The following is a 24083-nucleotide window of genomic DNA, read 5'->3' as shown; positions in this document are numbered from 1 at the left end:
GCGGATCCGGCTTTGCCGGGCCGCTGGGTGGCGCCCCTTGGGGGCAGGAGCGAAGCGACTGGGGGGCTCATGTTTAAAAAAATCCTGATTGCAAACCGGGGCGAGATTGCTTGCCGCGTGATCCAGACGGCACGGCGCATGGGCATTGCGACCGTGGCGGTGTACTCCGAAGCGGACAAGGAAGCCCGCCACGTGAGCCTGGCCGATGAGGCGGTGCTGCTGGGGCCAGCGCCCTCGCGGGCGTCCTACCTGGTGGCCGACAAGATCATTGCGGCGGCGAAGCAGACCGGCGCGGAAGCGATCCACCCGGGTTATGGCTTCCTGTCCGAGAACGAAGAGTTTTCGCGTCGCGTGGAAGAGGAAGGGCTGGTCTTCATCGGCCCCAAGCACTATTCCATTGCAGCCATGGGCGACAAGATCGCCTCCAAGAAGCTGGCCGGCGAGGCGCGGGTCAACACCATCCCAGGCCACAACGAGCCCATCGAATCTGCTGAGGAGGCGGTCAGCATCGCGCAGCGGGTGGGCTATCCGGTGATGATCAAGGCCAGTGCGGGTGGTGGCGGCAAGGGCTTGCGGGTGGCGTTCAACGACAAGGAATGCTTAGAGGGCTTCACGAGTTGCCGCAACGAGGCGCGCAACAGCTTCGGTGACGACCGTGTATTCATGGAGAAGTTTGTCGAGGAGCCGCGCCATATCGAGATCCAGGTGCTCGGCGACAGCCAGGGCCACGTGGTCTACCTCTGGGAGCGGGAGTGCTCCATCCAGCGCCGGCATCAGAAGGTGATCGAGGAGGCCCCATCTCCCTTCATCAGCGACGCCACGCGCCGCGCCATGGGTGAACAGGCGGTCGCGTTGGCGAAGGCGGTGAAGTACCAGAGCGCCGGCACGGTGGAGTTTGTGGTCGGCAAGGACCAGAGTTTCTACTTCCTGGAGATGAACACCCGGCTGCAGGTGGAGCACCCGGTGACCGAATGCATCACCGGCCTGGACCTGGTGGAGCAGATGATCCGCGTGGCGGCGGGGGAGCCGCTGTCCTTCCGGCAGGAGGAGATCCAGCGTGAAGGCTGGGCCATCGAGTGCCGCATCAACGCCGAGGACCCGTTTCGCAACTTCCTGCCTTCCACGGGCCGGCTGGTGAAGTATCAGCCGCCGGAGACCTCGATGGTGGCGGCGCAGCCGGAGCGCTTTGGCGTGCGGGTCGACACTGGTGTGTACGAGGGCGGCGAGATCCCGATGTTCTACGACTCGATGATCGCCAAGCTGATCGTGCACGGAAAGGACCGGGCCGAGGCCATCGCGAAGATGCGCGAGGCGCTGAACGGGTTTGTGATCCGGGGCATCTCCAGCAACATCCCGTTCCAGTCGGCGCTGCTGGCGCATCCGGACTTCCAGGCGGGGCAATTCAACACCGGCTTCATCGCGCAGCACTACGCGGGCGGCTTCCATGCGGAGGATGTCCCGCATGAGGATCCGGGCTTCCTGGTGGCCCTGGCGGGCTTCATCCGGCGAAAGGCGCGTGAACGGGAAGCCGGCATCAGCGGCCAGTTGCCGGGGCACGAGGTCAAGGTGGAGCACGACTACGTGGCGGTGGTGAATGAAGGGGAAGGGCGGTTCAGCCGCTACCCGCTCACCATCACCGAGTATGTGGGCAGCCTGGGGGAGGCGCTGGTGACCATCGGCGGGCTGGGCGGCGTGGGCGGAACACACGCGGTGAGTTCCTATCGCATCGTGAGCCAGTCCCGCCTGAACGACATCTGCATCAGCGGCACGGTGAATGGGCGAGCGTTTTCGGCCCAGGCCGATCGCGGCACACCGAGAGCGCCGCTGGCCTACCGCATCCAGCACAACGGGCGGGCCATCGAGGTGACGGTACTGTCGCCGCGCGCGGCGGAGTTGCAGCAGGTGATGCCCTACAAGGCGCCGCCCGACACCAGCAAGCAATTGCTTTCACCGATGCCAGGCTTGCTGGTGCATATCGCGGTGCAGCCCGGGCAGATGGTGCAGGCCGGTGAACGGCTGGCGGTAATCGAGGCCATGAAGATGGAGAACATCCTCACGGCCAGCCAGGACGTGACGGTGGCGGAGGTGCTGGCCGCGACGGGCGAAAGCCTGGCGGTCGATCAGCCCATCCTGCGGTTTGAGTGAGGAGCGGGCGATGAGCGTCAAACCCTATCGGATCCTGGGTATCCAGCAGATTGCCATCGGCGGGCCGGACAAGCAGGCCTTGCGCAGGCTGTGGGTGGATGTGCTGGGGCTGACGGTGACCGGGCAGTTCGTGTCCGAGCGCGAGAACGTGGACGAGGACATCTGCACCATCGGGGCTGGGCCGCACCGGGTGGAGGTGGACTTGATGCAGCCGCTGGACCCGGAGAAAAAACCGGCCGTGCATGCAACGCCACTGAATCACGTCGGACTGTGGGTGGACGACCTGGTGAAGGCGGTGGACTGGATGGCCGCCAACGGCGTCCGCTTCGCGCCGGGCGGGATACGCAAGGGTGCAGCCGGGTACGACATCTGCTTCATTCACCCGAAGAGCAATGACGAGTTTCCGATTGGGGGCGAAGGGGTGCTGATTGAGTTGGTGCAGGCGCCGGCGGATGTGATTGCGGCGTTGGGGTGAGAGGTTTTTAATGAATCCGTACCTGTTCCACGAGCGCCCAGCGGCCCTGCGCGCGCCGGTAGGTCTGGCGCTCCCGCACCTCGCGTTCAGGCTTTGCTGCGTCGCTGAACATTGCCACCAGGATCACGTTGGAAGCATCCGGGGATGACCAGCTTTCTGCCGCCATGAAAGGCATCGGGCGACGCTTGGCCAGAGGGTCGATCTTCGCCATGGCGGCTCCACGCATTTCCGGTGGAAGCAGCAAAGGCGCGCTCGATGCCCAGTTCAGTTTCTGCTCGGCTTCCTGACGGTCCAGTCGCGAATCGACCAGGACACGCATTGTCCGCAGGATGTCGGCCTGGGCTTCTTCAGCGCGCTGCCGCACCACGGGGTCTTTAATGGCACCAGTGTTCAGGCGCAGTTCCATTTTCGACACATAGCTCGCCGGGTAGTCCGATGAGTACATCAGGCATCCGGACGCACTGATCGCCACGCAGAGGGCTGCGAGCAAGCGCGCAACGCTGGTCAGGGACACGGGAAAGGTCTGGGAAGACACGAGCTGCTTCATTGATCTCCTCTCATGCGCCATTCACCCCAAGAGCAATGACGAGTTTTTAACGAAACCGGCTGAGCCGCAATCCCGCCGCCGCATCCCCGGTGGAATCGGCCTCCGGCTGCACCAGCGCCACGGCTTGGGCATGCAGGGCGGGCAGCAGGCGCAGGCACAACGCCAACTGTGCCTGGACCAGCCGGAGGGCCTCGGGGCCCGGTGCGGTCAAGGCGTCGACCAGGCCGTGCGTTAGCGGGAGATCTTCTGCGGCGCGGGGTGGTTGCACTTCCAAAGCACTCGCGATCCCATCCAGGGTGGTCAACAGTGTACTGACGGCCCGGGCAGCGGCGCCATCGTCCGGCAGGGTCAAACGCTGGTTGCGGTGGGCACCCAAGGCCGAAAGGTAGTTGAGCAAGGTGTGTGACAGCACCAGGAAGCGCATGCCCTGCGGCGCCAACCGGCGTGCATGTCCGGGCTCCAGCCGCATCGCCGCCATCGCTCGCGACAAGGCGGCATCCGCAATGTGCGCATTCCGCCGCGCAAGCCGGTAGGCCAGGTGATCCTGTTTGCCGGTCTGGTACTGCGCGACGATCTCCCTCAGATATTGCGCCTGGCTGCGCGCCGCCTGTGCAGCCAACCGGTGGAGCTGGTGTGACTGCCAGCTTGGCAATATCAGCCACACCGCCAGGCCGGCGATCACGCTCCCGGCCACCGTGTCCAGCAGGCGCGGCAGGATCAGGCCATACCCGTCCCCCGCCTGGTTGAAGGACAGCAGGACCAGCGAGGTGATGGCGGCCGTGGCCAGGGTGTAGCGGGTATGGCGGGTGGCGAAGAACAGCACCCCGGCCGCGACCGTGAAGCCGGCTTGCAACAGCAGATCCGGAAACAGCCGCAGCAGCGCCCATCCCACCACCAGCCCCAGCACGGTGCCAGCCACGCGCTGCGCCAGTCGCGTCAGCGTCGCGCCATATTGCGGTTGGCAGACAAAAACGATGGTCAGCAGGATCCAGAAGCCGTGGCTGTCGCCAGTGCTCAGCATCACCCCATAACCGACCGTCAACGCCACGGCCAGGCGCAGTGCGTGGCGCAGCAGCGGTGCGCGCCAGTTCAGTTGTGCACGCAGGCGTTGCCAGGCTTCGGCCAGGCTGCGCGGGTCACGGTCCAGCAAGCTCGTGTCCGCCCGCGGCTCGGGGGGCTGCAGGGCGGAGGACAAGGCGTGGTCGAGGGCGCCCAGATTGGCCGCCAGACCATGCAGCGCGGCCAACGCGCGTTCCCGACCGTCGCCGCGCGGGCCAGCGGTGTGTTCGATGTGACGCAAGGCCTCCTGCAAGTCCTCGATCGCGTGGGCGGTGGTGCCGTGGCGTTCCCAAGGCGGCTGGCGCCGGATGCGGCGGGCCAGGCTGCGGCAGTCGCGGCCCAGCAGGGCCAGCAGGCGCTGGCAGCGGTACAGCACATCACTGTGGAAGAAATGCTGTGCGAGCACGTCATAGTGCTCGTGGGAGGAACTGGTGCGCTCGTGAACATCCTGGGCGACCAGGTAGGCCTGCAGGGCTTCACGCAACCAGGCCGGTGGCGGCCCCAGCCCGCTGCGGCTGAACAGGGCCTCCTTGCAACGGCTCAACGCCTCCACGACGCGACCATTCTGCAATGCCAGGGCCACGCGACGGCCTTCAAGATCGGCGCCGCGCACCGGTTCCAGCAGGCCGGATTTGAGCCGCAGGTACTCCCCCATACTTTCGTAGAGGCTGGCCAGGTGCTGACGCACAGGCGGCGTGGGGAGCACCGCAGCCCAGATCACCGAGATCAATCCGTACCAGGCGGCGCCCAGCAGCAGCATCGAAACAGCCTCGATGGCGTGCGGCTGCGAGGACAGGGATGCATAAACCGCGAGCACCAGGGTGGCGAACGCCATGGCACGGTAGCGCTCGCCCAGGGCACCCAGCAGGGTCAGGCCGATGGCGGCCACCGCCAGCAGCACCCCCAGCAGCAGCGGATGGCCCAGGCTCGCCTGCACCGCAAGCGCCATCATGGCGAAGCACAACAGGGTGATCACCTGCACGCGCAGGCGGCCCCGCCAGCTGTCGTCGGTTTCGGCCAGGGCACTGGCAATGACGCCCAGCAGCAACGGCAGCACGGCCGACATCTGCCCGGCCCACCAGCAGCCGGCCATCACGCAGGCCAGCGCCAGCAGCGCCCGCAAGCTGCCCGACACCGCTTCGCGCTGCCACAGCTGGTAGCTGAACTGCCACCATCCCCGCACTTCACCCGTACTCAACACCGTCCAACCTCCTTGGCCAACCGGCACACAGGAAGCAAGTATCAAGCCATTTGTGCCGCCCCTTCCAGGAAGGTTGGGGCGGCGGTGCGGGGTTTTCGCGCTTGTGGCTCAGGCCGCCGGCAGCAATTGGGCAAAGCGCAGCAGGTCCTCGATGTGCACTTGCGTTGGGTCTTTCAATGGGATCGCCGGAATCCAGGCGGGTGAGGCCAGCACGTTGCCTGGCGCCAGGCGGACCAACTGATGCAGGACATCCGCCACGATGGCGCTGCCCACGGGGCCGAGGTGGCCCTTGTCCGCCGGCACCAGCGAGGCCTCGGCGAGCACGTAGTACCAAAGCGGCGTCTGCCAGTCGAAGCCCCCTGCGATCAGGGCGGCGCCTTGGGCGGGGCTGCCGTCGTGGGCAATATCGCGCAGTTTTTGCGGAGTCAAGGGGTCGAATATCGGCCCGAGCTTCGCCTGCACGGCCTGCGCCACGGCCTGGCCGGTCGGCAGGCCAAGCAGCAGGCCGCGAACCAGGTTGCGCAAGGCCAGGTTGTTGACGTCGGCCCCACCGATCACGCCCTGGTGCTGCGGCAGCTTCGAGAGCTGGTCTGCCAGCAGCGTGTCCATCTGCTTGGTGACGTTGTCGGCCGGCGTGCCGTCGGCATGATCGACCCACCGTGACCAGTCGATGATCCAGTTCTGCGGCAGGGTGGCCACGCCCCGGTTCTGGCCCGAAAACGCGGTGAAGGTGAACAGCTGCTCCAGCGTGCCGATGGGCTTGCCGTCTCGCCCCGAGAACTCCGAGTTGTAGTCGTAGGCGTTGCGCACCATCGAGTGGCCGAACCGGAAGGCCGCGCCTGCGAATTCGAGCGGCATGTAGGGGTCGGCCGGGTCGGGTTGGTAGAACAGGCCCTGGGGTTGGGCCAGAACCTGTTTGACGATGGCCGGGTCGCAGACGGTGGGTAGAAAGTCGTCCAGCACGATGCGTTGGTACAAACGCTTCAGCTCAAGGTCGGCATCTTCTGGCGCGAGGCCAAGCTTTCGCACCAGCAACCGATGCGAGCGCAGAAACGCCACATGCAGTTGGGCGACCACCAGGTTCTCGTCGTTGCGTGGGTCGCCGATCCGTGCCCGCCGGTCGGTCTCTTCGTTCTGGGAGGGGGGTAGCCGAGGCAGGTCGTGCAGCTCGACCAGATCGGGGTCTTCGTTGAACGGGAGGGTCGGGCGGGGTGGGCCAGCGGTCACGGTGCCGACTCTCAGGCTGCCATCGGCTTCGCGAGGCGTGCCGTCGAGCACGCTGTCCAGGTTCAACATCGGGCTGCGCCGGTCAACCAGCTTGGTGTGCTCGGCCGCGTCCAGCGGTGCCACATGGCGGTGCGCGCTGGCCGCATGGAACGCGGCTTCCATGTTCGACGCCAGGATCTTGTCGGCAGTCTCGGTCTTGGTGATGTCGTGGTCGATGAACTGGCCGAGGTAGGTGTAGATGGCGGCGATTCGGGTATTGCGTTCTCCACGGGCCTGCGCTGCGGACTCGGTCATCGACAGGCCCAGGGTTGCGAGCTGACCCGCGAGTGCGTTGGTATCGGCCAGGCCGGGCAGGCCAGCAAACATACGGCCGAATCTGAACATCTGTTCCCCGGCCGGGGGGGGCGGTTTGGCAAGCTCCCTGCGAGCGTAGGGGCAGCCCCCGACGGCGGCATAGGCGAGGCGGGTGGCGAGCGGCAACGCGTCAACGTCGCCATGGGTGCTGGCTTTCATGCGGATCTCCTGGGAAAGGGGATCGCATTCTTCGTACGGAGTACAAGCGACCGCATCCCGAGGGTTATGGAGGCCGCGAAAGTTTCTAGGGGGGTGGGGGTGCCCCCTGCGCCGTCAGTTCTTCAACGCTGCTGACAGTTCCGCCAACCGCGCGAACTCAGCCCGGTGACCATACCGGTCTTCACCGCGCGCGTCACGCGCCAGCGGCACAAACTGAGCTGGCCCGTAGTCGCCGATCAGCGTCGTGCCGCGCAGCCACTGCCCCCAGGCCGCCACCGCCACCGCAAAACGAGTGTCGGCATCCTGGCTCGCCACGGCTGGCAGCGAGGCAGGCCGTGCCACCGGCAGCTCCGTCAACTCGCTGGTGGCCTGGCCCGGATACTTGTAGCGCAGCTTCACCCACGCCAGTTCGTTAGTCTTGGTCGCATCCGCCGCAGGCTTCTCCGTCGGCTTTGAATCCGTGCCGTACCGCAACGGATCCACGCTGCCCTTGGCCCCCTTGGGCACGAACTCATACAACGCCGTGACCTGATGGCCGGCGCCGATGTCGCCCGCATCCACCTTGTCGTTGTTGAAGTCTTCACGCTTGAGGGCGTGCAGTTCATACCCAATCAGCCGGTATTCCTCCACCGTCGCCGGGTTGAACTCAACCTGCAGTTTCAGGTCCTGCGCGATGGTTGCCAGGGTGGAGGTCATTTCATTGACCAGTACCTTGTGCGCTTCCTGCAGCGAATCCAGATAGTGATAGCTGCCGTTGCCCACATCGGCCAGGCGCTTCATCAGGGCCTCGTTGTAGTTGGAATCACCCACGCCCAAGGTGGTCAGGCTCACGCCCGACTTGCGCTGTTCTTCAACCAGGGCCTTCAGGATCAACGGATCCGTCACTCCGATGTTGAGGTCGCCATCGGTGGCCAGCAGCACCCGGTTGATGCCCTCCGGGATCAGCGATTCACGCGCCTGGGCATAAGCCAGCCGGATGCCGCCTTCGCCGTAAGTGCCACCGCCCGCGCGCAGGTTGTCGATGGCCAGGTTGATGCGCTCCTTCTGTTCCCCCGAGGTGGGCGGCAGCACCACGCGTGAACCACTCGCATAGGTGACCAAGCCCACCTTGTCCTGCGGGCGCAACTGGGCGGTGAGCAGTTTCAGCGCCGATTGCACCAGGGGCAACCGATCCTGCGGCCCCATGGAACCGGACACGTCCACCAGGAAGACCAGATTGGCCGGCGGCAGGCTGGCCTTGGCGGCGTCCTTGCCCTTGATGGTGATGCGGATCAGCCCTCGGTCCGGGTTCCACGGCGCAGCCAGCACCTGGGCGCGGACCTTGAACGGGTCGCGAGCATCCGGCGCCGGACCAGTGGCGTCAAAGCCGAAGTAGTTCACCAGTTCCTCCACCCGGACAGCGTCCTTGGGTGGCAACTGACCACGGTTGATGAAGCGGCGGACGTTGGCATAGCTGCCGGTGTCCACGCTGGCGCTGAAGGTCGAGACCGGCTGCTCGGCCACGCGCTGCCAGGGGTTGTCCTTGTAGGATTCGTATTGCGCCGTGGTGGCCGGGGTGGGCTGCGGCGTCATCTCCGGCGTCATGTGCGGCGGCAGAATCCGTCTGGCAGCACTGCCTTGGACGCTGACCAATGGTCGGGCATCCGCCGGTGCCTGCCGCATTTCGGCGACGGGCGGCGGCGCGTTGACGGGGGAGGGTTGGGGTGATGGGGTGTCCCGCGCCTGGATCGGCGGCGTGACGCTGAGCGCGTTGCCGGTACAGCCGTTCAGAAGGGCGGCTCCCGCAGCCATCAGGGCCAGCAACAGCGGCCGTGCTGCTGCGCGGCGTGGCGCGGCTGCCCACCGCAGGGCGTTGCGCCCAACAAATGTCCTCATGCTCGATCACTCCCTTGAACTCGGCCCGTGGCCGGATGGTGTCCTCAAGCGCCTTTCGCCGCAGGCGTTCCCGCAACGAGAGGCGAGCATCACCGCAGTGGTGGTTGACCGTGGCTGGCCCCGCGCCCTGCTGAACTTGCACAGGAAACGGGGCGCCAGATCGTGGTGAGCGGTGCGCATGTTGCACAACGCATCACGGCGGACGGGGTTGACCGGGGGCCGGTTCGTGTCTTCCCGCTCTGGCTGAGGGTTCCAGGTGATGTAAACTCGCTCGCTTCACCGAATTTCCGACGCTGCTCGAAGCTCGTTTGGATGAGGCCGGGCCAGACACCTTGTGTTGACGCCCGGGGCTCATCACAGCTGGCGAGTTGTGACTTCGGGTGGGTGTCAGTTCATTTCATTACCGGAGCCAACATGGGCAACAAGATCATCACCGAGGCCGATCGTCGCGCCACTCCCCGTCCCGTTTCGCCCAAGGGCGTGACCGTCACCTCCGTGCGTGGCCAAAAGTCCAGCCTGGAGCGTGGTTCGCATACCCGCAGCAAGAAGAACCCGGGCAAGCGCCCCCATTCGGGTTGATTTGACGGGTTCCGGGAAGGCCGTCTTCATGACGTGAGCCGCCCGGCAAGACCGCACAGCAGGCCCATGCCATCCGGCAGGGCCTGTTTTCTTTTAGGCTTCCGACACGGCGGCCAGTGCCGCTCCCCACCATCCCTTTTGCTCGATCAATCGCCATGATCCGCATCAACGAACTCCGCCTGCCTCTCAACCACCCGGAAGAGGCGCTGCGCCCCGCCATCGTGTCCCGACTCGGGATCAAGGATGCGCAGCTCACCGGTTTCACCGTCTTCAAACGCAGCTACGACGCGCGCAAGAAGAGCGCCATGGTGCTGATCTACAGCGTCGACTGCGAGCTGGAAAATGAAGCGGCGGTGCTGAAGCGGCTGGAGGGAGATGGGCACATCAAGCCGTCTCCGGACACCTCTTATCAGTTCGTGGGCCATGCGCCAGCGGATTTTTATGCTTCGGAACGTCCTCGGCCGGTGGTGGTGGGTTTTGGGCCTTGTGGCATTTTTGCGGCGCTGATCCTGGCACAAATGGGCCTGCGTCCCATCGTGCTGGAGCGCGGCAAGGAAGTGCGTGAGCGCACCAAGGACACCTGGGGCCTGTGGCGGCAGAGCGAGCTCAACCCGGAATCCAACGTGCAGTTTGGCGAGGGTGGGGCGGGCACGTTCTCGGACGGCAAGCTCTACAGCCAGATTTCCGACCCTCGTTTCCTGACCCGCAAGGTGCTCACGGAGTTCGTCAAGGCGGGCGCGCCGGAGGAGATCCTGTATGTGAGCAAGCCTCACATCGGTACCTTCCGGCTGGTGAGCATGGTCATCAAGATCCGCGCGGAAATCGAGCGGCTGGGTGGCGAGATCCGCTTCCAGCAGAAGGTGGCGGACGTGCTGATCGAGCCGGGCGCCGATGGCGAGCGCCGGGTGCGTGGCGTGACGCTGGAATCCGGCGAGGAACTGCGTGCGGACCATGTGGTGGTGGCTCTGGGCCACAGCGCGCGGGACACCTTCGCCATGCTGCATGAGCGTGGTGTCTATATGGAGGCCAAGCCGTTCTCCATCGGCTACCGCATCGAGCACCCCCAGTCGATCATCGACAAGGCGCGCTTTGGTCCCAACGCGGGCCATCCGATCCTCGGGGCGGCGGACTACAAGCTGGTGCATCACGCCGGCAATGGCCGCTCGGTCTACAGCTTCTGCATGTGCCCGGGTGGCACGGTGGTGGCGGCGACCTCGGAGCCGAACCGGGTGGTGACCAACGGCATGAGCCAGTATTCCCGCGAAGAGCGAAACGCCAACGCGGGCATCGTGGTGGGTATCTCGCCGGAAGACTATCGCCAGGACGGCAAGAAGGACGGCAGCCCGGTGAACCCGCTGGATGGCATGGCGTTCCAGCGGATCTGGGAATCGCGGGCGTTTGAACTGGGTGAGGGTGACTACCGGGCACCTGCTGCGCTGGTGGGGGACTTCATCAAGCGTCAGCGCAGCACGATTCTGGGCGCGGTGGAGCCCAGCTACAAGCCGGGCGTGACGATGACGGATCTGCAGCAGAAGGGGCGGGGCAGCTTGCCTGACTATGCGCTGGATGCCATCCGCGAGGCGTTGCCGGCGTTTGAACGCCAGATCCGTGGGTTCTCGATGAAGGACGCCGTCCTGACCGGCGTTGAAACCCGCACCTCCTCGCCACTGCGGATGACGCGTGGCAAGGACTATCAGAGCCTGAATGTCCGCGGGCTGTATCCGGCCGGGGAGGGCGCAGGCTACGCGGGCGGGATCATGTCGGCGGGGGTGGATGGGATTGAGGTGGCGGAGGCGTTGGGGAAGGCGCTGCTCGAAGCCAACTGAGCGATGACTCCCCCAACGGGGGGGCTGCATCACTCAGGCTAACCCCTGTTATCTTTCCTCCCGGAATTGTTAACAATTCATTGCCCGAATCTGAAAACAAGACATTTCGGGCTCAGGGGGAAATCCATGACTGATTTCGGGGCCGTGCGCACTGCACGGCAATCGCTGACGCCTTCTGCGCGTCCTTCGGTTTGGCACACGACGGCATTTTCATGCCGACGCCGCTGCTGAATCGCTACCACCCATCCTTTGCATTTCCACCGCTAAACGCGCTCCTCTGAGCGCGCTGCGGCTGGGTGCGAGCCAGTTTTCCCAATTCGCGCACGACTGCCTGCACGGGTGGTCGGCTGCGCGTGAGCGTCCCTAGAACGTATGACCATGCACACGCACAAGGCTTCGTCTTCAGCTCCTTCTATTGCACCGGACCTTCGCGGAGGCAGCGGCTGGAGTCGCTTCACGGATTGGCGGAAGCTGCCACTACGTTGGTGGATGCTGTTCTGCATGCTTCTGTCTCCGCTCGCGGCAAATGCAGGGTGCATGGTGGACGGCGGGGAACTGTTCTGCGGACCGCCGAGCATTTCAATTCGAAGTCCAGCCAGCGGTCAGAGCATCACCACGGCGACGCCAGTGACGGTCATCGCTGACGCGATCGATTACTGGCCTCCGGGCTCCCCGCAGCACACCTCGTTGATCTATGAGATTCGCCTCTACATCAATGGGACCTACAAGAGCGTCCAGCGGTATAGCCCCAATGCCGAGCAGGCGACGGCCCAGTTTGCTCTGGGCACGTTAGCGATCGGGACCTATGTACTGAAGACTGTGGTGATGGATCAGCAGGGGCGGGAAGGCTCCGCTCAGGTCACCATCACGGTGACCGGGGTGCCGCTGCCTGTCACCCAGACCAGCATCGTTGCAACACCAAACCCTGTGCAAGTGGGGTTGCCTACCATCTTGACCGCCACCGTGACCGGAGGGAGTGCCACCGGACTCATGACGTTCCGCCAGGACGGGAAGGAAGGACACGACGTCGCGCTGGTTGGCAACCAGGCGTCCTTTTCGATGACCTTCGCCGATAGGAGCGTGTATACGATTTATGCCGCGTATAGCGGTGACTCTGCCCACCAGGGCTCCGGCTCCTCTGTACTGGTCACCGTGCAGCAGCGTCAGACCGCCGTGACCCTGACCAGCGACCGAGCAGTCTCGCAAGTCAATGACCTGGTCACTTTCACAGCAACCGTCAGCGGACTCAGTCCCAGTGGAACTGTGAGGTTTAAGTCGGGATCCACTGATCTCCAGACTGTCACTTTGTCCAATGGTGTAGCGACGCTCGCAACGAGATTTGCTTCAGCCGGAAGCAGGACGATCACTGCCGAATATGGGGGCGATACCAACAATGCCACCGCATCCACCGGCGTGAACCTACGGGTCAACGCGCCGCCTGCGGTCACGCTGACCTCTCCGGCGAATGGAACCATCCTCAACTTGGGCAGCACGATCTCATTTGTTGCTTCGCCTACGGACGACGTTGGCATCGCGCGTGTGGAATATTGGGCCAATGGCGCCTTGGTCGGTTCGACCACCCAGGCCCCCCATCGATTCGACTGGGCAGGGCAGCCGGGCGGTTCTTACGCCCTGTTTGTCAAGGCGATCGATACCGACGGCGTTGCCGTTCAGTCGAGCACGAATCCCGTGCTGCTGAACGCTCCTCCGGTCGTTTCGATGGGTTCGCTGCCTTCATTCTTGGCACCTTCGGTGTCAACCTCTCTGACCTTGACGGCGTCCGCGACTGATTCCGACGGAACCATCACCAAGGTGGAGTACTTCGCGAATGGCGCGTTGATCGGCAGCAGTACTTCAGCTGTTCTCGATTACCGGGTGCTCTGGAGTGGCATTACCGCCTACGGCACCTATAACGTGTTCGCGCGAGCGACGGACAACACCGGTCAAACGACTGACAGTGCGGTTCGAACCATGGTGGTTGGAGACAACACCGCGCCGGTGGTCTCCATGTCCTATCCGTCTTCCGCCTTGACGGTGAACTATCCGGCCAACCTGACGTTGAGAGCCGCAGCGTCGGACGGGACGGGCGGTGTTTCGTGGGTGACGTTCTATGCCTGCGAACCGGCCTCCGATGGTTCCTGCACCTACTACACCATCGGCGGAGGGACGCTCAGCGGCGGGGAGTACATCAAGGAGTGGAACCGCGAGAGTCCCGGCACCTACCGGATCAAAGCTATTGCGACGGACACTTTCAACGTCACGACGGAGTCCAGCCCTGTCACCGTCACCATTGTGGATACCTTGACGGGTGCGCCTCCCGCCGTCCCGTCGTCCGACACGGTGGGAACGTTGCCCGGTGATGTATCGGTCGATGCTTCCGGTGGTGCGGGATACAGCATCTCGGTGGAGGTGCCGCCGGGTACCGCTGGCATGGTGCCGGCGGTGGGGCTGAGTTATTCCAGCCGAGCGGGCACCAGTGTCCTCGCGTATGGGTGGTCGATCACCGGCTTCTCGTCAATCACGCGATGTGGCTTGTCCCACGCTGTTGACAAACCTTCTGCGGCCTATGCAGCAGGCCTGGGAACAGCTTCCAAACTGCGAGTAAATCTGGATCAACGTGACCAGTTTTGCCTGGACGGGAAGCGCCTGATTCTGGTCAGTGGCACTCACGGCGCCAACGCGACCTATCGGACCGAGATCGACGCTGGTGTACGTGTGCAGTCCTTCGGCAGCAATCCGGCCAAGGGGCCTGATCGTTGGGAGGCCTGGTATCGCAACGGCCGCATCAGTGAATTTGGCAACACCGCGGATTCGAAGTTGGAGGCAGTCAGCAAGGCGAACGCTCCTTGGGTGATGTGGAACATCAACCGCGTGCGAGATCGTCGGTCCAACTATTTCACGGTCGAATACCAGCAAGAGGCCTCGCGTGGGGAGCTCTACCCGGTGAGGATGCGCTACACCGGCAATGCATCCTCGACGGGCGGCTTCGCGCCGTACCACGTCGTGAAGTTTGTCTATGACGCGGCAGATCGCCTGGACCCGCTTGAGGGGTATGTGGTCGGTGTGCCCGTGGCCTCCCGGAAACGCCTGAACAAGATTCAGGTGGTGATGGACACCGCTGCGGATGGCAGTGGTGGCTTGGACGTACGCGAATACCGTCTGGGGTACAGGCTCAATCCCGTCAATGGGCGGAGCCTGGTCGAGACGATTCAAGATTGCGCGCGTTTGGCCAAGGACGCGAACAGCCTTTATCAGTGCATGCCAGCGACGACGTTCCAGTACAGCGAACGGACGGAGGCGGATAACTCGTTCAACGGGCCAGGCAGCGGCGTTTGGGGTGGGCCGGATCTTGGCCTGACCAGCGAGGAGCGAACTCAGACGGGTAAGCTGCAGGAGGCTATTGCCAAGGTCCAGCAGAACGCAGTTTTTGCTGATTTCAACGGCGATGGCATGACGGACGTCGCGGCCGCTGTGACAGAGGGCGCGTGGACCGTCTGTCTTTCAACAGGCTCCTCGTTCTCCTGCAGTTCGACATGGAACGGGCTGGGGACATCGCGTACCGCGCTGACGGGTGATTTCAATGGAGACGGGGCAGCGGATCTGCTCATTCCGCCTGCTCCGACCACGGCGGAGACCGGCGTCTGGAACATCTGCACCTCTCTGAAAGACCGTTTCAGTTGCGTCAACTGGACAGGGCCGACGGGTACCGGCCAGATCTCAGACCTCGACGCTGATGGCAAGGATGATGTCCTGATCACGCAGCTTTCCGGCAGCAAGATCTTCTGGTGCCGCTCTGAAGGGGCGGGCTTCTCTTGTTCTCAACTTCCCACTCCGACTGGAGAAGACTGGGATGCGTTGGGATCGGGGATGTTCTGCGAGTCGGGCGAGGGGGCCGACCCGAACGATTGCAAGCTGACGCGCGATGGCGATTTCGACGGCTCTGGGCGTATCGGTAAATTCATTACGCAGGGGAACCTCGCTGTTGATGGCTGGGTTCACAAATACTGTCAGATCACTCCATCAGGAATCTCGTGCAAGGGTGTGCAGACCGCCATTTCTGAGCCCGTTCTGAAGACCGCCATTCGTGGCCCTATGACCGGCCAGCTCAATAACGATGGGGTAGACGGCTACGCCGATGTGGTGCTCATCCATATGGGCAAGAAATATGGTGCCGAGCAGTGTGCGATTGTGGAAAACAACGCGGGTTTTTGCGTTAACAACCGTGGGCCGGTTCAGGCGGAGGTTTGTCGATCCATCGGGGATGGTTTGGACTGCAGAGCCATGCCGACACCGGCGCGGGGAAGCGACTATGCGTTCAGCGCACTGTCGGACGTCGATGGCGACGGTTTCCCTGATGGCATCAGTGGTGGCCGGGTCTGCCAGCTCGGTAGCGCGGGAGCACGATGTGATGACTACGCGCTTAATAAGCCGGCGGGTAGCACGATCGACACCAAGTATGCTGATTTCAATGGTGACGGCCACATGGACTTGGCCATGCATTCCCGCACTACAGACCAGTGGACTGTGCAGCTTGGTAATCCGGTAACGCCGGATCTGTTGATCAAGGTCACCAATGGCCTAGGTAATGTGACTCGCATCGACTATGACAGCATGCGAAATCCAGCCGTTTATGTGCCGGACACCGGCGCGGTCTATCCGGTACGTGATGTCCTTGGCGGCGCGATGGTCGTCAAAAAGATCTATCGCGATGATGGCCTGGGAACGGGAGGCACACAGAACGCAAATTATCGGTATGGCGGCTCCAGGTGGGATGCATCTCGAGGATCTCTCGGCTTTCGTTGGCTGGAGGCTCACGACGAGGTGAAGAACGTCGTAACGCGGACTGAACTATCTCAGACCTTCCCGTGTATCGGCCAGAAGGTCGTGGAATCCCAGGTGCATATTCCCACGCAGGTTGAGTTGCAGCGTTCCACCACAAATTGGACAGATTTGATCACGGCAAATGCGTCCGGCGACAACCCTGCAGTGCATTCGCCCTATGTCAGCGGAAAGGTTGACACCGTCCGAGAGCTCAATTCGGGCCGTGTTGTCCTGAGCACCCAATTAAGCGGTGTTTTGGTCGATTCGTTTGGTACGGAGTGGTCTCACACGAAGACGGTTTCATCGGCTCGCGGCGAAACCTTCAGTGAGGTTTCCATCTCCGAGATTGAGAACGATGAGACTAACTGGCTGATCGGTCAGCACAGGTCCGTGGTGATCAGACGGTCGGCGCCTGGCTTCTCTGATGTGAGTCGCAGAAAAGATTACACCTACAACAGCTACGGAGAGCAGGAAACAGAGACAACAGAGGCAACGGATACGTCCGGTGCACTCAAATCTGTATTGACAAAGATTCGTGCTAATTCGGTGGCGGGTGTGGTTGCTGGCACGAATATTCAATGGCAAGAGCTGGCTTCCGGTGTTTCCGACTGGAGCGAGGATGCTACGACTCGAACACGTCAGTTAGAGCGGATCGAATACGATGATCGTTACCGGTTTGTGGTCAGAACTATTAATTCTGCTGGTCACGCAACTAATCAAGAGACGGATGACCGGAGCGGTTTGCCAACGTTGGTGAGAGACCCAAACAACGTCGGGGTATCGCATATTTATGATGGCTTTGGCCGGCTCCTCAAAGAAACTCGTGCTGACGGAACTTTCTCGACTACACAACTTGCTGCATGTGCCACCTCCTGTGGCGCGGCAAAAATGGTATCTACCGCGCAACAGTTCACCGTAAATGGAAGCCTTTTGGCGCCCTCGGTCTCGATTTATTGGGATGCCTTAGGTCGGTCGATTCAGTGGACTAGTCCGGGCTTTGATGGCCGGATTCGTATTGGAGAGCGGGAATATGATGGTAAAGGTAATGTGCGTCGAAAGGCTCGCACCCGCTTTAGTGGAGAAGCAGCAGTTTGGACAAATTTTGATTATGACGATCTAGGCCGCCTGACTACAACCACGGGGCCAACCGGTGTTTCTACCGTGGAGTATTCCGGCGCCCGCACGGTCACGACCAATGAATTAGGCCAGAAGAGAACAGAGGAGTCGAATGGCCTGGGCAAGCTCGCACTTAGCCAAGATGCGTATGGCAAGCAGACGACCTATGCTTATGAACCGTTTGGCGCTCTTGCCAGAGTAACCGACCCTTCTAGTAACGTTATCGCGGTGACTTTTGACACCTTGGGTCGAAAAGTGCAGTTGTCTGACCCTGATCTAGGAACCTGGTCATACCAGATAAATGCTTTGGGAGAATTGCGGCGGCAGACGGATGCGAAGGGACAAATTCAGCGATTGCGCTATGACGGGCTTGGGCGAGTGGTACAGCGCCTGAGCGGTGATCAAGACGCAAGATGGGTTTTTGATACTGCTGTAAATGGCATAGGGAAGCTTGCTGAAGCCTACACCCTCTCAGAAGCGACGAAGGACTACCAACGACTGCAAGAGTACGACAGCATCGGCCGATCATTGCGGACGACCGAACGCCTGGATATCGACTATGTAGTAGAAACTACCTATCAGGCAGGAACGGGGCGTATAGATACTCAGCAGTATCGACGGCAGCCGAAGGGAGGTGCCGCGGGGAGTGGGTCCGGAATCGCTGTGAGTTACGGGTACAACTCACAGGGCTATCTTTCGACGCTGTCGACTGGTGGGGTCGTGGTCTGGAAGGCCGAATCCATGGATGCTTTGGATCGGTTGCTGCTTCAGACCCATGGCAATGGAGTAAAGACGAAATGGGTGTATCGGGGTTCTGACGCCCGGCTGCAGTACGTCCTGGCGGGTCGCCCCGATTCTGAAGGTAATCCTGACACTTCAGTTCAGAACGACACTTACCTTTTTGATGCCGTTGGCAACCTGACGTATCGGGCACAGTGGAATGACGCAGGCGGATTGCTGCAAGAGTCGTTTGGCTATGACGACTTGAATCGCATCAAATCAAGTCAAGTGCTGGGGCAAGCAGTCCGGGAATTTTCCTATGACGACATTGGGAATATCCGTACAAAGGGTGGCGTCGGGATATTTAACTATCCAGCGAGCGGATTGAACAGCGTGCGCCCCCACGCCTTGACAACCGTCACGGGCACCGTTGCGGGGCAAGTCAACCCCACTTTTGTCTACGACGCTAATGGGAACTTGGAGCAGGGACTTGGTCGCGAGGTGACGTGGAGCTCAAACAGCTTGCCCATACTCGTAAAGAAGTCTCCGGGAACAGGGCCGGGTACCGCGACCACGAGTGCGGCTACTGACCAGTTCATCTATGGTCCGGAATTGCAGCGTGTGAAGCAAACTGCAACGATTTCGAGTGGCACCAATGCTGGCATTACCACCATTTGGTACGGCGGAGGCGTCGAGAAGGAAACTCGCTCGTCTGAGAACCTCACCCTAGTTAGGACATATCTTGCCCAAGGCGTCATCCTGACGGAGCGGTATCTGGGAACCGTCGCCGACGTAACGGTGCCGTCGGGCCTGAGTCGACAAATCCGGTATTTCCAGAAGGATCGACTTGGATCGACCGTCGCGATTACCAATGAGGTTGGTGACGTCGTCGAGCGGCAGTTCTATGACGTGTGGGGTCAAAGGCGGAATGGGGATGGTAGCGACAACTTGGCTGCGGGCTCGAAAGACTATCGTTTCGGCTATACCGGCCACGAGCATTTGGATGTCGTAGGTTTAATCCATATGAATGGTCGGGTCTATGATCCGCTCCTATCTCGTTTCATGAGCGCTGATCCCACCGTCCCGGATCCAAGTAATGGGCAAAACCTTAATAGATTTAGCTATGTATTGAATAATCCTACTAGCTATACGGACCCAAGCGGATTTGCTCAAGTTGCAGAAGCCGAGACTTCGACCTCCTCTACAAAAAAACGTATTCCGGGTCAGATAACTGGAATTGCTTTTGACAATCGCGCGGAGAAAAGTACAAATTCCAGTGAACCACCGGATGGTGAGTGCGATGCGGACTGTGTCAGGAAGAAAAAAGGAAGTGTTGAAGTTGGGCCAGTTTCTGCATATAGCGTCGGCGCAAAAGATACTGCCGTTAAAGAATCCGTGTCGAAAATGTCGAAGGCTGAGAGGATTCTTAATACGACTGGTGAAGATCCGTCCACATGTTCTGAGGTGAGAATATCTTGCCAAGAACAAAGAGAGCTTTATCTCTATAGAGTAATAGAAAAAGCGCAGGAGCAGGGGCTGGAGAATTTTGACAAGGATATCGCCGCAAATATGCTTGGAGGATGGGCGCTCCGAATTGCGAAAGTGGCGGTGGGTTCAATGTTTGGAACGGTTGGTTTTGAAGCCGAAGGGGGGCTTTTATCTAAAGCTCTGCAAACTTGCTGCTGCTTCTCCGGGAATACGCTAATTCTGTCGGCTGCAGGGCCTATGCCGATTCGAGATGTGGTGGAGGGGACTTTGGTTCAGTCGCTGAACGAGACCTCCGGTGCATTTGAGCTTAAACCTGTGGTTGCGGTATTGCTCAATCCCGGTCGCCCATTGTATCGGTTGACCTTGCGGGCCCCCAATGGTCAGCAGACTGATATGGAGGTCACGGATAACCATCCTTTTTGGGTGGAGGGTCAGGGATGGGTTGAGTCACTAAAGCTTGTGGCAGGCATGCGAATCGGAACTTTCGCCCGCATTCCGGTCACGGTTTTAGAAATTGCGTCGCTAGATAGAACTGAGCTGACATACAACCTGTCGGTTGCAGATAATCATACCTATTTTGCGGGAGATACGTTTGCACTTGTTCACAATGAATGTGTCTGCGGAGTCGCCTCAAATTTTATAACTCATGAGGCCTACAAGAATGAGCTGCGTGCCGCCATGAGCAAGCCAGTGGTTTCCGATCCAGTGCTGAAGAAACTCATTAATCCGCTTTATCGAGAAAATGCTAAAGTGGGGAGTGGTAGCACCGCAGCGGCTGTTCGGCACGAGCTTGCGACAGGTGAGCGTGTTGGTGGGTCATTCCACTCTCAAAAAGCCACAGAGGCTATTCGTTCACTGGGATATTGGCTTAAGAATAATCCCGCTGCCCACCCTAGTGATAGAGCTGCGGCGGAGCACTTGATTATAGATATGCAAAATGCCTTGAAAGGTCAATGATGAATAATTGCGATGATTTTGTTAATCTGTTGATTATGACTTCTGATGATATGCGGACTACATATCAGGAAGTTGTTGAATATTGGCGGCCGGAGAGCCCGCCCTTAACAACGCTCTTTGCGGCTTTTGGGGATAAAATGGCGGAATGTTTTTCCAGCAATCGGCGGGAATTTAATTCTCGGGTGTTTTTGTTAATAGAGCAAGGCATGGAAAGCGGTGATGATATGTTGGTGACTGCTGTCGCGACAGGGCTGATCGAAGCGCTCGCGGCGCGAGCCGTTCAGGCGGATGGATACTGGGCGGAAATTTCCTTGTTACTAGGTCCAAAGTCTCGGAGTCATGCAGAAGCCTGGCTGGGTACATAATAACCGCGGCAGTGTGTTACTTGTTTTGGGAAGGGTTTGATATATCCGCTTCGCCGTTAATCGTTGGGAAGAGCCAAAATTCAAGCTGTAGGGGCGTTTGGTCGAGTGAGCGGCAAACTCTACAAGAGCATTATTCTAGCAGTGAGGAGTTTTGTGTGTGTTGACATCATCCATGCCCATAAGGAAATTTCGGTGAGTTACTTTGTGGGCGTCTATTGGGGGCAAAGAGAGGAAACGAGGCAGGCAAGTGCGAGACGTTTGTCGATTTTTATGGGCGAGATTGCAAACGTCGCCCCATAGCTGTCTCGATGGCTTAAAAGGTGCGTTCAAAAAGAGCGCCGCTAGTCGAATTACCATGCAGTTCAGATGGGCTGGAAAGCTTCAGAAATCAAATCGGCGCGATGTTGGCGGCGACGACATTGCTGAGCTTGGTTTTGATTTCACTGCTTGGAACGGGCGGGTTGGCGAAACCGCGGAATCTGTGTCGATCACCTGTGGCGCATACAGTCCTGTCATCCGAAATTGTGCGGTATTGTCCTTCGATGTGGCGGCGAAGAAGCCTACGGTTGAACTGCTTGAACGGATCATGAAAGCAGCGGTCATGGCGTTCGATCCAGATGATGCTGTGGTAAGTTCGACTGATATTCTGGCCGCACATCCCGGTGTGATGGCTTGGCAAGCCCCTGCAATTCCCTGCTACACGAGAAAGTGCTGAATTGGCTCGATGTTCGTGTAAGGCTGGGGAGTTCGCTTGGCCATATCAATCGGGCGGTGTCGCCGATATTTACGATATCGTCACTTTTCTGACGTATTGATATGCCAGCTATCCTTTGCCATTGTGGAGAGAAGCTCGGCTATGGCGATATTCCAAACCCTATTGAGTGGTTGACGATCTCCGATCGGGAATATGATGCCTATTCCGGTCAGATTGACTCGGAGCAGCTGTATCGCAGCATGAGGAGCATCTTGAGGTGCCCACGGTGTGGAAGGCTCTGGGCATTCTGGGATGGCTTTGATAATCCGCCGGTAAGCTATGTCTTGGAGTAGGTGGCGAAGGCCCAGCGAAAGCTGACTTAATCGGACAAGCCAGAACGCCTGGAGCCTACCCCTTTAGTGCCCCGATTCGTTTGGGGGCGGTACGTCGGCTTTCCAGCGAGGCTGTGTGAGAACTCCTCGGCGGTCTCATCGGTCATCAGTTGTTAGGTTGCGCGGCGAATTCGGCGGTGCGATCAGGCTCGAGGGCACTCCGGCATTCTGGGGGTGCGAACGAGCGGGTTGGAGGTCCATGCGCGGCCCGCCACAGCGATAGAAGAGGGGCTCAGGCCCCCAGCAGCCTCATCGCCCGCTTGGTCTTTTCGAACCCGAGGATGCTCAGCACCCGTTTGAAGTTGTAGGCCAGCACGCTCAAGCTCATCTCGGTGGCTACGTTCTGGATGCCACGCATCAGGAAGTGCGTCCAGCCCATCCAATGCTTGAGGGTTCCGAAGACGTGTTCGATGGTGCGCTTGCGCACCGTCATTGCATTCGGCATGCGGTCCAGTCGCTGCTGTACCCGCTCTGCGACCTCTTCGTGCTCCCATCGCCTGATGCGCCGGTACTCGCTGGTCGTGCATTGAGCTTTCATCGGGCATGCCGGGCAAGCGCTGGACCAATAGATGCGGATCGGCAGTCCATCCTCTTCTCGGCTGAAGCGGTGTATGGCGCGCTGCCCTGCGGGACATTGGTATTGGTCTTCCCGCGCGATGTAGATGAAGTCTGTCTTGTCGAATCGACCCTCTGCCCGCGCGTTGGACGTCATGGGCTTGGGGACCACCGCTGCAACGCCAGCCTCTTCACACGCTTTGAGCACCGAGCTGCTGTAGTAGCCGCGATCAGCAATGGCCGTCAGGCGGCGCTTGCCCATGGCTTCTTGCGCGGCTACGGCGATTGCGCAGAGCTGGGCCCGGTCGCTGCCGGTATTCGTCACTTCGTGAGCAACGATCAGGTGGTTCTTGGTGTCGACGGCCGTCTGCACGTTATAGCCCACCATGGCCGTGCCTTTGGCGCTGTAGGTGGTCATGGCGCGTGCATCGGGGTCAGTCTTTGAGAGCTGGTGATCAGGCGTGGCCTGCAGCTGTTCCTTCACGGCTTGCAGCTCCTGCACGCGCTGGCGCATCTTCTGGATCTTTCCCTGTAGGCGTGCTGTCTTGGCCTGCATCTCCACGGGCTGCGTCCTGTCGGCCGTATCGAGTGCATCGAGGTAGCGCTGGATGCTCTCCTCCAACTCACGCTCACGACGCTCGATCTTGCCCGGCGTGTAGTTGCGCTCCCGGTTGTTGACCGCCTTGAACTTGCTACCGTCCACGGCAACGACCGCTTCGGTGAACAGTTTCAGCTCTCGGCACAGCATCACGAAGCGACGGCAGACGTTGCGAATGCCCTTGCCGTTGTCGCGGCGGAAGTCCGCGATCGTCTTGAAGTCAGGCGACAGCCTGCCCGTCAGCCACATCAACTCGACATTGCGCTGGCATTCGCGCTCCAGGCGTCGGCTGGACTGGATGCGGTTGAGGTAGCCGTAGAGGTACAGCTTCAAGAGCACCGACGGGTGATACGAGGGCCGGCCCGTTGCTGCTGGGTTCGCCCCATCGAAGCCCAGAACCACAAGGTCCAGTTCGTCGATGAAGGCGTACACGACCCTGACCGTGCTATCTGCGGTAATGAAGTCGTCCAGGCACTCAGGCAGCAGCGTGACCTGGTGCCGATCTTCTCCCTCGATGAATCGCTTCATGTCCCAGCCCGAGAGTGGTGTCACCACAATCTAGGCAGTGGCGCGCGCGTTCCAAGGAGGGTTTTCACACAGCCTCCAGCCAGACCGCCCAACAGCGTTAAGCCTCCGCCGTCGTCGGATCAATCACCCGCCGCACCCGCGCAATGTTGTCCGCCGGAAATCCGCCTAACCGCGCATGCTCCCGAATCAGCGCCTCGTTGGGCGCGATGTACACACAGTAGAGCTTGTCGTCCGTCACATAGCTGTGTTGCCACTGGATCGACGGCCCCAGGTCCCGCAGCACGCCGCAGGATTTCTGCGAGACGGCTTGCAGGTCCGCAGCGGAGAGGGCGCCGGCGCCCGGAATATGGCGTTCGATAACGTATTTCGGCATGATCAGATCCTCTTGATGGAAGGTGCACC

Annotated in this window: 13 protein-coding genes; 7 read left to right on the top strand and 6 right to left on the bottom strand. The window is 60.8% G+C overall.

Annotated elements, in window-relative coordinates:
- The first annotated feature begins 69 nt into the window (after window positions 1-69).
- Complete coding sequence (locus tag BMY53_RS12195) at window positions 70-2145, top strand: acetyl-CoA carboxylase biotin carboxylase subunit (protein WP_092946743.1); 2076 nt, start codon at window positions 70-72, stop codon at window positions 2143-2145.
- 10 nt (window positions 2146-2155) lie between these two features.
- The gene (locus tag BMY53_RS12190; protein ID WP_092946742.1) at window positions 2156-2620 is read left to right on the top strand and encodes a VOC family protein; all 465 of its coding nucleotides are present in this window, start codon (window positions 2156-2158) and stop codon (window positions 2618-2620) included.
- 7 nt (window positions 2621-2627) lie between these two features.
- Here BMY53_RS12190 and BMY53_RS12185 read toward each other — a convergent pair whose 3' ends face one another.
- From BMY53_RS12185 to BMY53_RS12170, 4 genes are all read right to left on the bottom strand, one after another.
- Window positions 2628-3167: a hypothetical protein gene (locus BMY53_RS12185; RefSeq protein WP_092946741.1), complete on the bottom strand. Its 540-nt coding sequence runs from the start codon at window positions 3165-3167 to the stop codon at window positions 2628-2630.
- 46 nt (window positions 3168-3213) lie between these two features.
- Window positions 3214-5427, bottom strand: a complete 2214-nt coding sequence (yccS, locus tag BMY53_RS12180; RefSeq protein WP_177200845.1) for a YccS family putative transporter — start codon at window positions 5425-5427, stop codon at window positions 3214-3216.
- 108 nt (window positions 5428-5535) lie between these two features.
- Complete coding sequence (locus BMY53_RS12175; RefSeq protein WP_092946739.1) at window positions 5536-7167, bottom strand: peroxidase family protein; 1632 nt, start codon at window positions 7165-7167, stop codon at window positions 5536-5538.
- Between the two features lie 114 nt (window positions 7168-7281).
- Complete coding sequence (locus BMY53_RS12170) at window positions 7282-9042, bottom strand: vWA domain-containing protein (protein WP_255370161.1); 1761 nt, start codon at window positions 9040-9042, stop codon at window positions 7282-7284.
- A 414-nt stretch (window positions 9043-9456) separates the two neighbouring features.
- Here BMY53_RS12170 and BMY53_RS25910 point away from each other — a divergent pair, with 414 nt between their 5' ends.
- The 5 genes from BMY53_RS25910 to BMY53_RS25430 all read left to right on the top strand — a co-directional run bounded on the left by BMY53_RS25910 (window position 9457) and on the right by BMY53_RS25430 (window position 21629).
- Window positions 9457-9621, top strand: a complete 165-nt coding sequence (locus tag BMY53_RS25910; protein WP_177200844.1) for a hypothetical protein — start codon at window positions 9457-9459, stop codon at window positions 9619-9621.
- A 155-nt stretch (window positions 9622-9776) separates the two neighbouring features.
- Complete coding sequence (locus tag BMY53_RS12165; RefSeq protein WP_092946738.1) at window positions 9777-11447, top strand: NAD(P)/FAD-dependent oxidoreductase; 1671 nt, start codon at window positions 9777-9779, stop codon at window positions 11445-11447.
- A gap of 378 nt (window positions 11448-11825) precedes the next feature.
- The gene (locus BMY53_RS12160) at window positions 11826-20549 is read left to right on the top strand and encodes an Ig-like domain-containing protein (RefSeq protein WP_177200843.1); all 8724 of its coding nucleotides are present in this window, start codon (window positions 11826-11828) and stop codon (window positions 20547-20549) included.
- Window positions 20546-20914: a DUF7674 family protein gene (locus BMY53_RS25435; protein ID WP_143074043.1), complete on the top strand. Its 369-nt coding sequence runs from the start codon at window positions 20546-20548 to the stop codon at window positions 20912-20914. Before BMY53_RS12160 ends, BMY53_RS25435 begins: the two co-directional genes overlap by 4 nt.
- A gap of 355 nt (window positions 20915-21269) precedes the next feature.
- The gene (locus tag BMY53_RS25430) at window positions 21270-21629 is read left to right on the top strand and encodes an Imm52 family immunity protein (protein ID WP_143074042.1); all 360 of its coding nucleotides are present in this window, start codon (window positions 21270-21272) and stop codon (window positions 21627-21629) included.
- Window positions 21630-22232: 603 nt separating this feature from the next.
- Here BMY53_RS25430 and BMY53_RS12155 read toward each other — a convergent pair.
- The gene (locus tag BMY53_RS12155) at window positions 22233-23681 is read right to left on the bottom strand and encodes an IS1182 family transposase (protein ID WP_092946736.1); all 1449 of its coding nucleotides are present in this window, start codon (window positions 23679-23681) and stop codon (window positions 22233-22235) included.
- 97 nt (window positions 23682-23778) lie between these two features.
- Window positions 23779-24054, bottom strand: a complete 276-nt coding sequence (locus tag BMY53_RS12150; protein WP_092946903.1) for a DUF4242 domain-containing protein — start codon at window positions 24052-24054, stop codon at window positions 23779-23781.
- Between the last annotated feature and the right edge of the window lie 29 nt (window positions 24055-24083).

The organism is Roseateles sp. YR242 (assembly GCF_900109745.1).
Classification (GTDB): domain Bacteria; phylum Pseudomonadota; class Gammaproteobacteria; order Burkholderiales; family Burkholderiaceae_C; genus Roseateles.
The sequence above is the reverse complement of the archived record's forward strand: the minus strand, read 5'-3'. Positions and strand labels throughout refer to the sequence as shown.

Bases quoted from the DNA above. Each gene is read 5' to 3' on its own strand.
- BMY53_RS12195 (WP_092946743.1), top strand. From the start codon at position 70: ATGTTTAAAAAAATCCTGATTGCAAACCGGGGCGAGATTGCTTGCCGC.
- BMY53_RS12190 (WP_092946742.1), top strand. From the start codon at position 2,156: ATGAGCGTCAAACCCTATCGGATCCTGGGTATCCAGCAGATTGCCATC.
- BMY53_RS12185 (WP_092946741.1), bottom strand. From the start codon at position 3,167: ATGAAGCAGCTCGTGTCTTCCCAGACCTTTCCCGTGTCCCTGACCAGC.
- BMY53_RS12175 (WP_092946739.1), bottom strand. From the start codon at position 7,167: ATGAAAGCCAGCACCCATGGCGACGTTGACGCGTTGCCGCTCGCCACC.
- BMY53_RS12170 (WP_255370161.1), bottom strand. From the start codon at position 9,042: ATGAGGACATTTGTTGGGCGCAACGCCCTGCGGTGGGCAGCCGCGCCA.
- BMY53_RS25910 (WP_177200844.1), top strand. From the start codon at position 9,457: ATGGGCAACAAGATCATCACCGAGGCCGATCGTCGCGCCACTCCCCGT.
- BMY53_RS12165 (WP_092946738.1), top strand. From the start codon at position 9,777: ATGATCCGCATCAACGAACTCCGCCTGCCTCTCAACCACCCGGAAGAG.
- BMY53_RS12160 (WP_177200843.1), top strand. From the start codon at position 11,826: ATGCACACGCACAAGGCTTCGTCTTCAGCTCCTTCTATTGCACCGGAC.
- BMY53_RS25435 (WP_143074043.1), top strand. From the start codon at position 20,546: ATGATGAATAATTGCGATGATTTTGTTAATCTGTTGATTATGACTTCT.
- BMY53_RS25430 (WP_143074042.1), top strand. From the start codon at position 21,270: ATGCAGTTCAGATGGGCTGGAAAGCTTCAGAAATCAAATCGGCGCGAT.
- BMY53_RS12155 (WP_092946736.1), bottom strand. From the start codon at position 23,681: ATGAAGCGATTCATCGAGGGAGAAGATCGGCACCAGGTCACGCTGCTG.
- BMY53_RS12150 (WP_092946903.1), bottom strand. From the start codon at position 24,054: ATGCCGAAATACGTTATCGAACGCCATATTCCGGGCGCCGGCGCCCTC.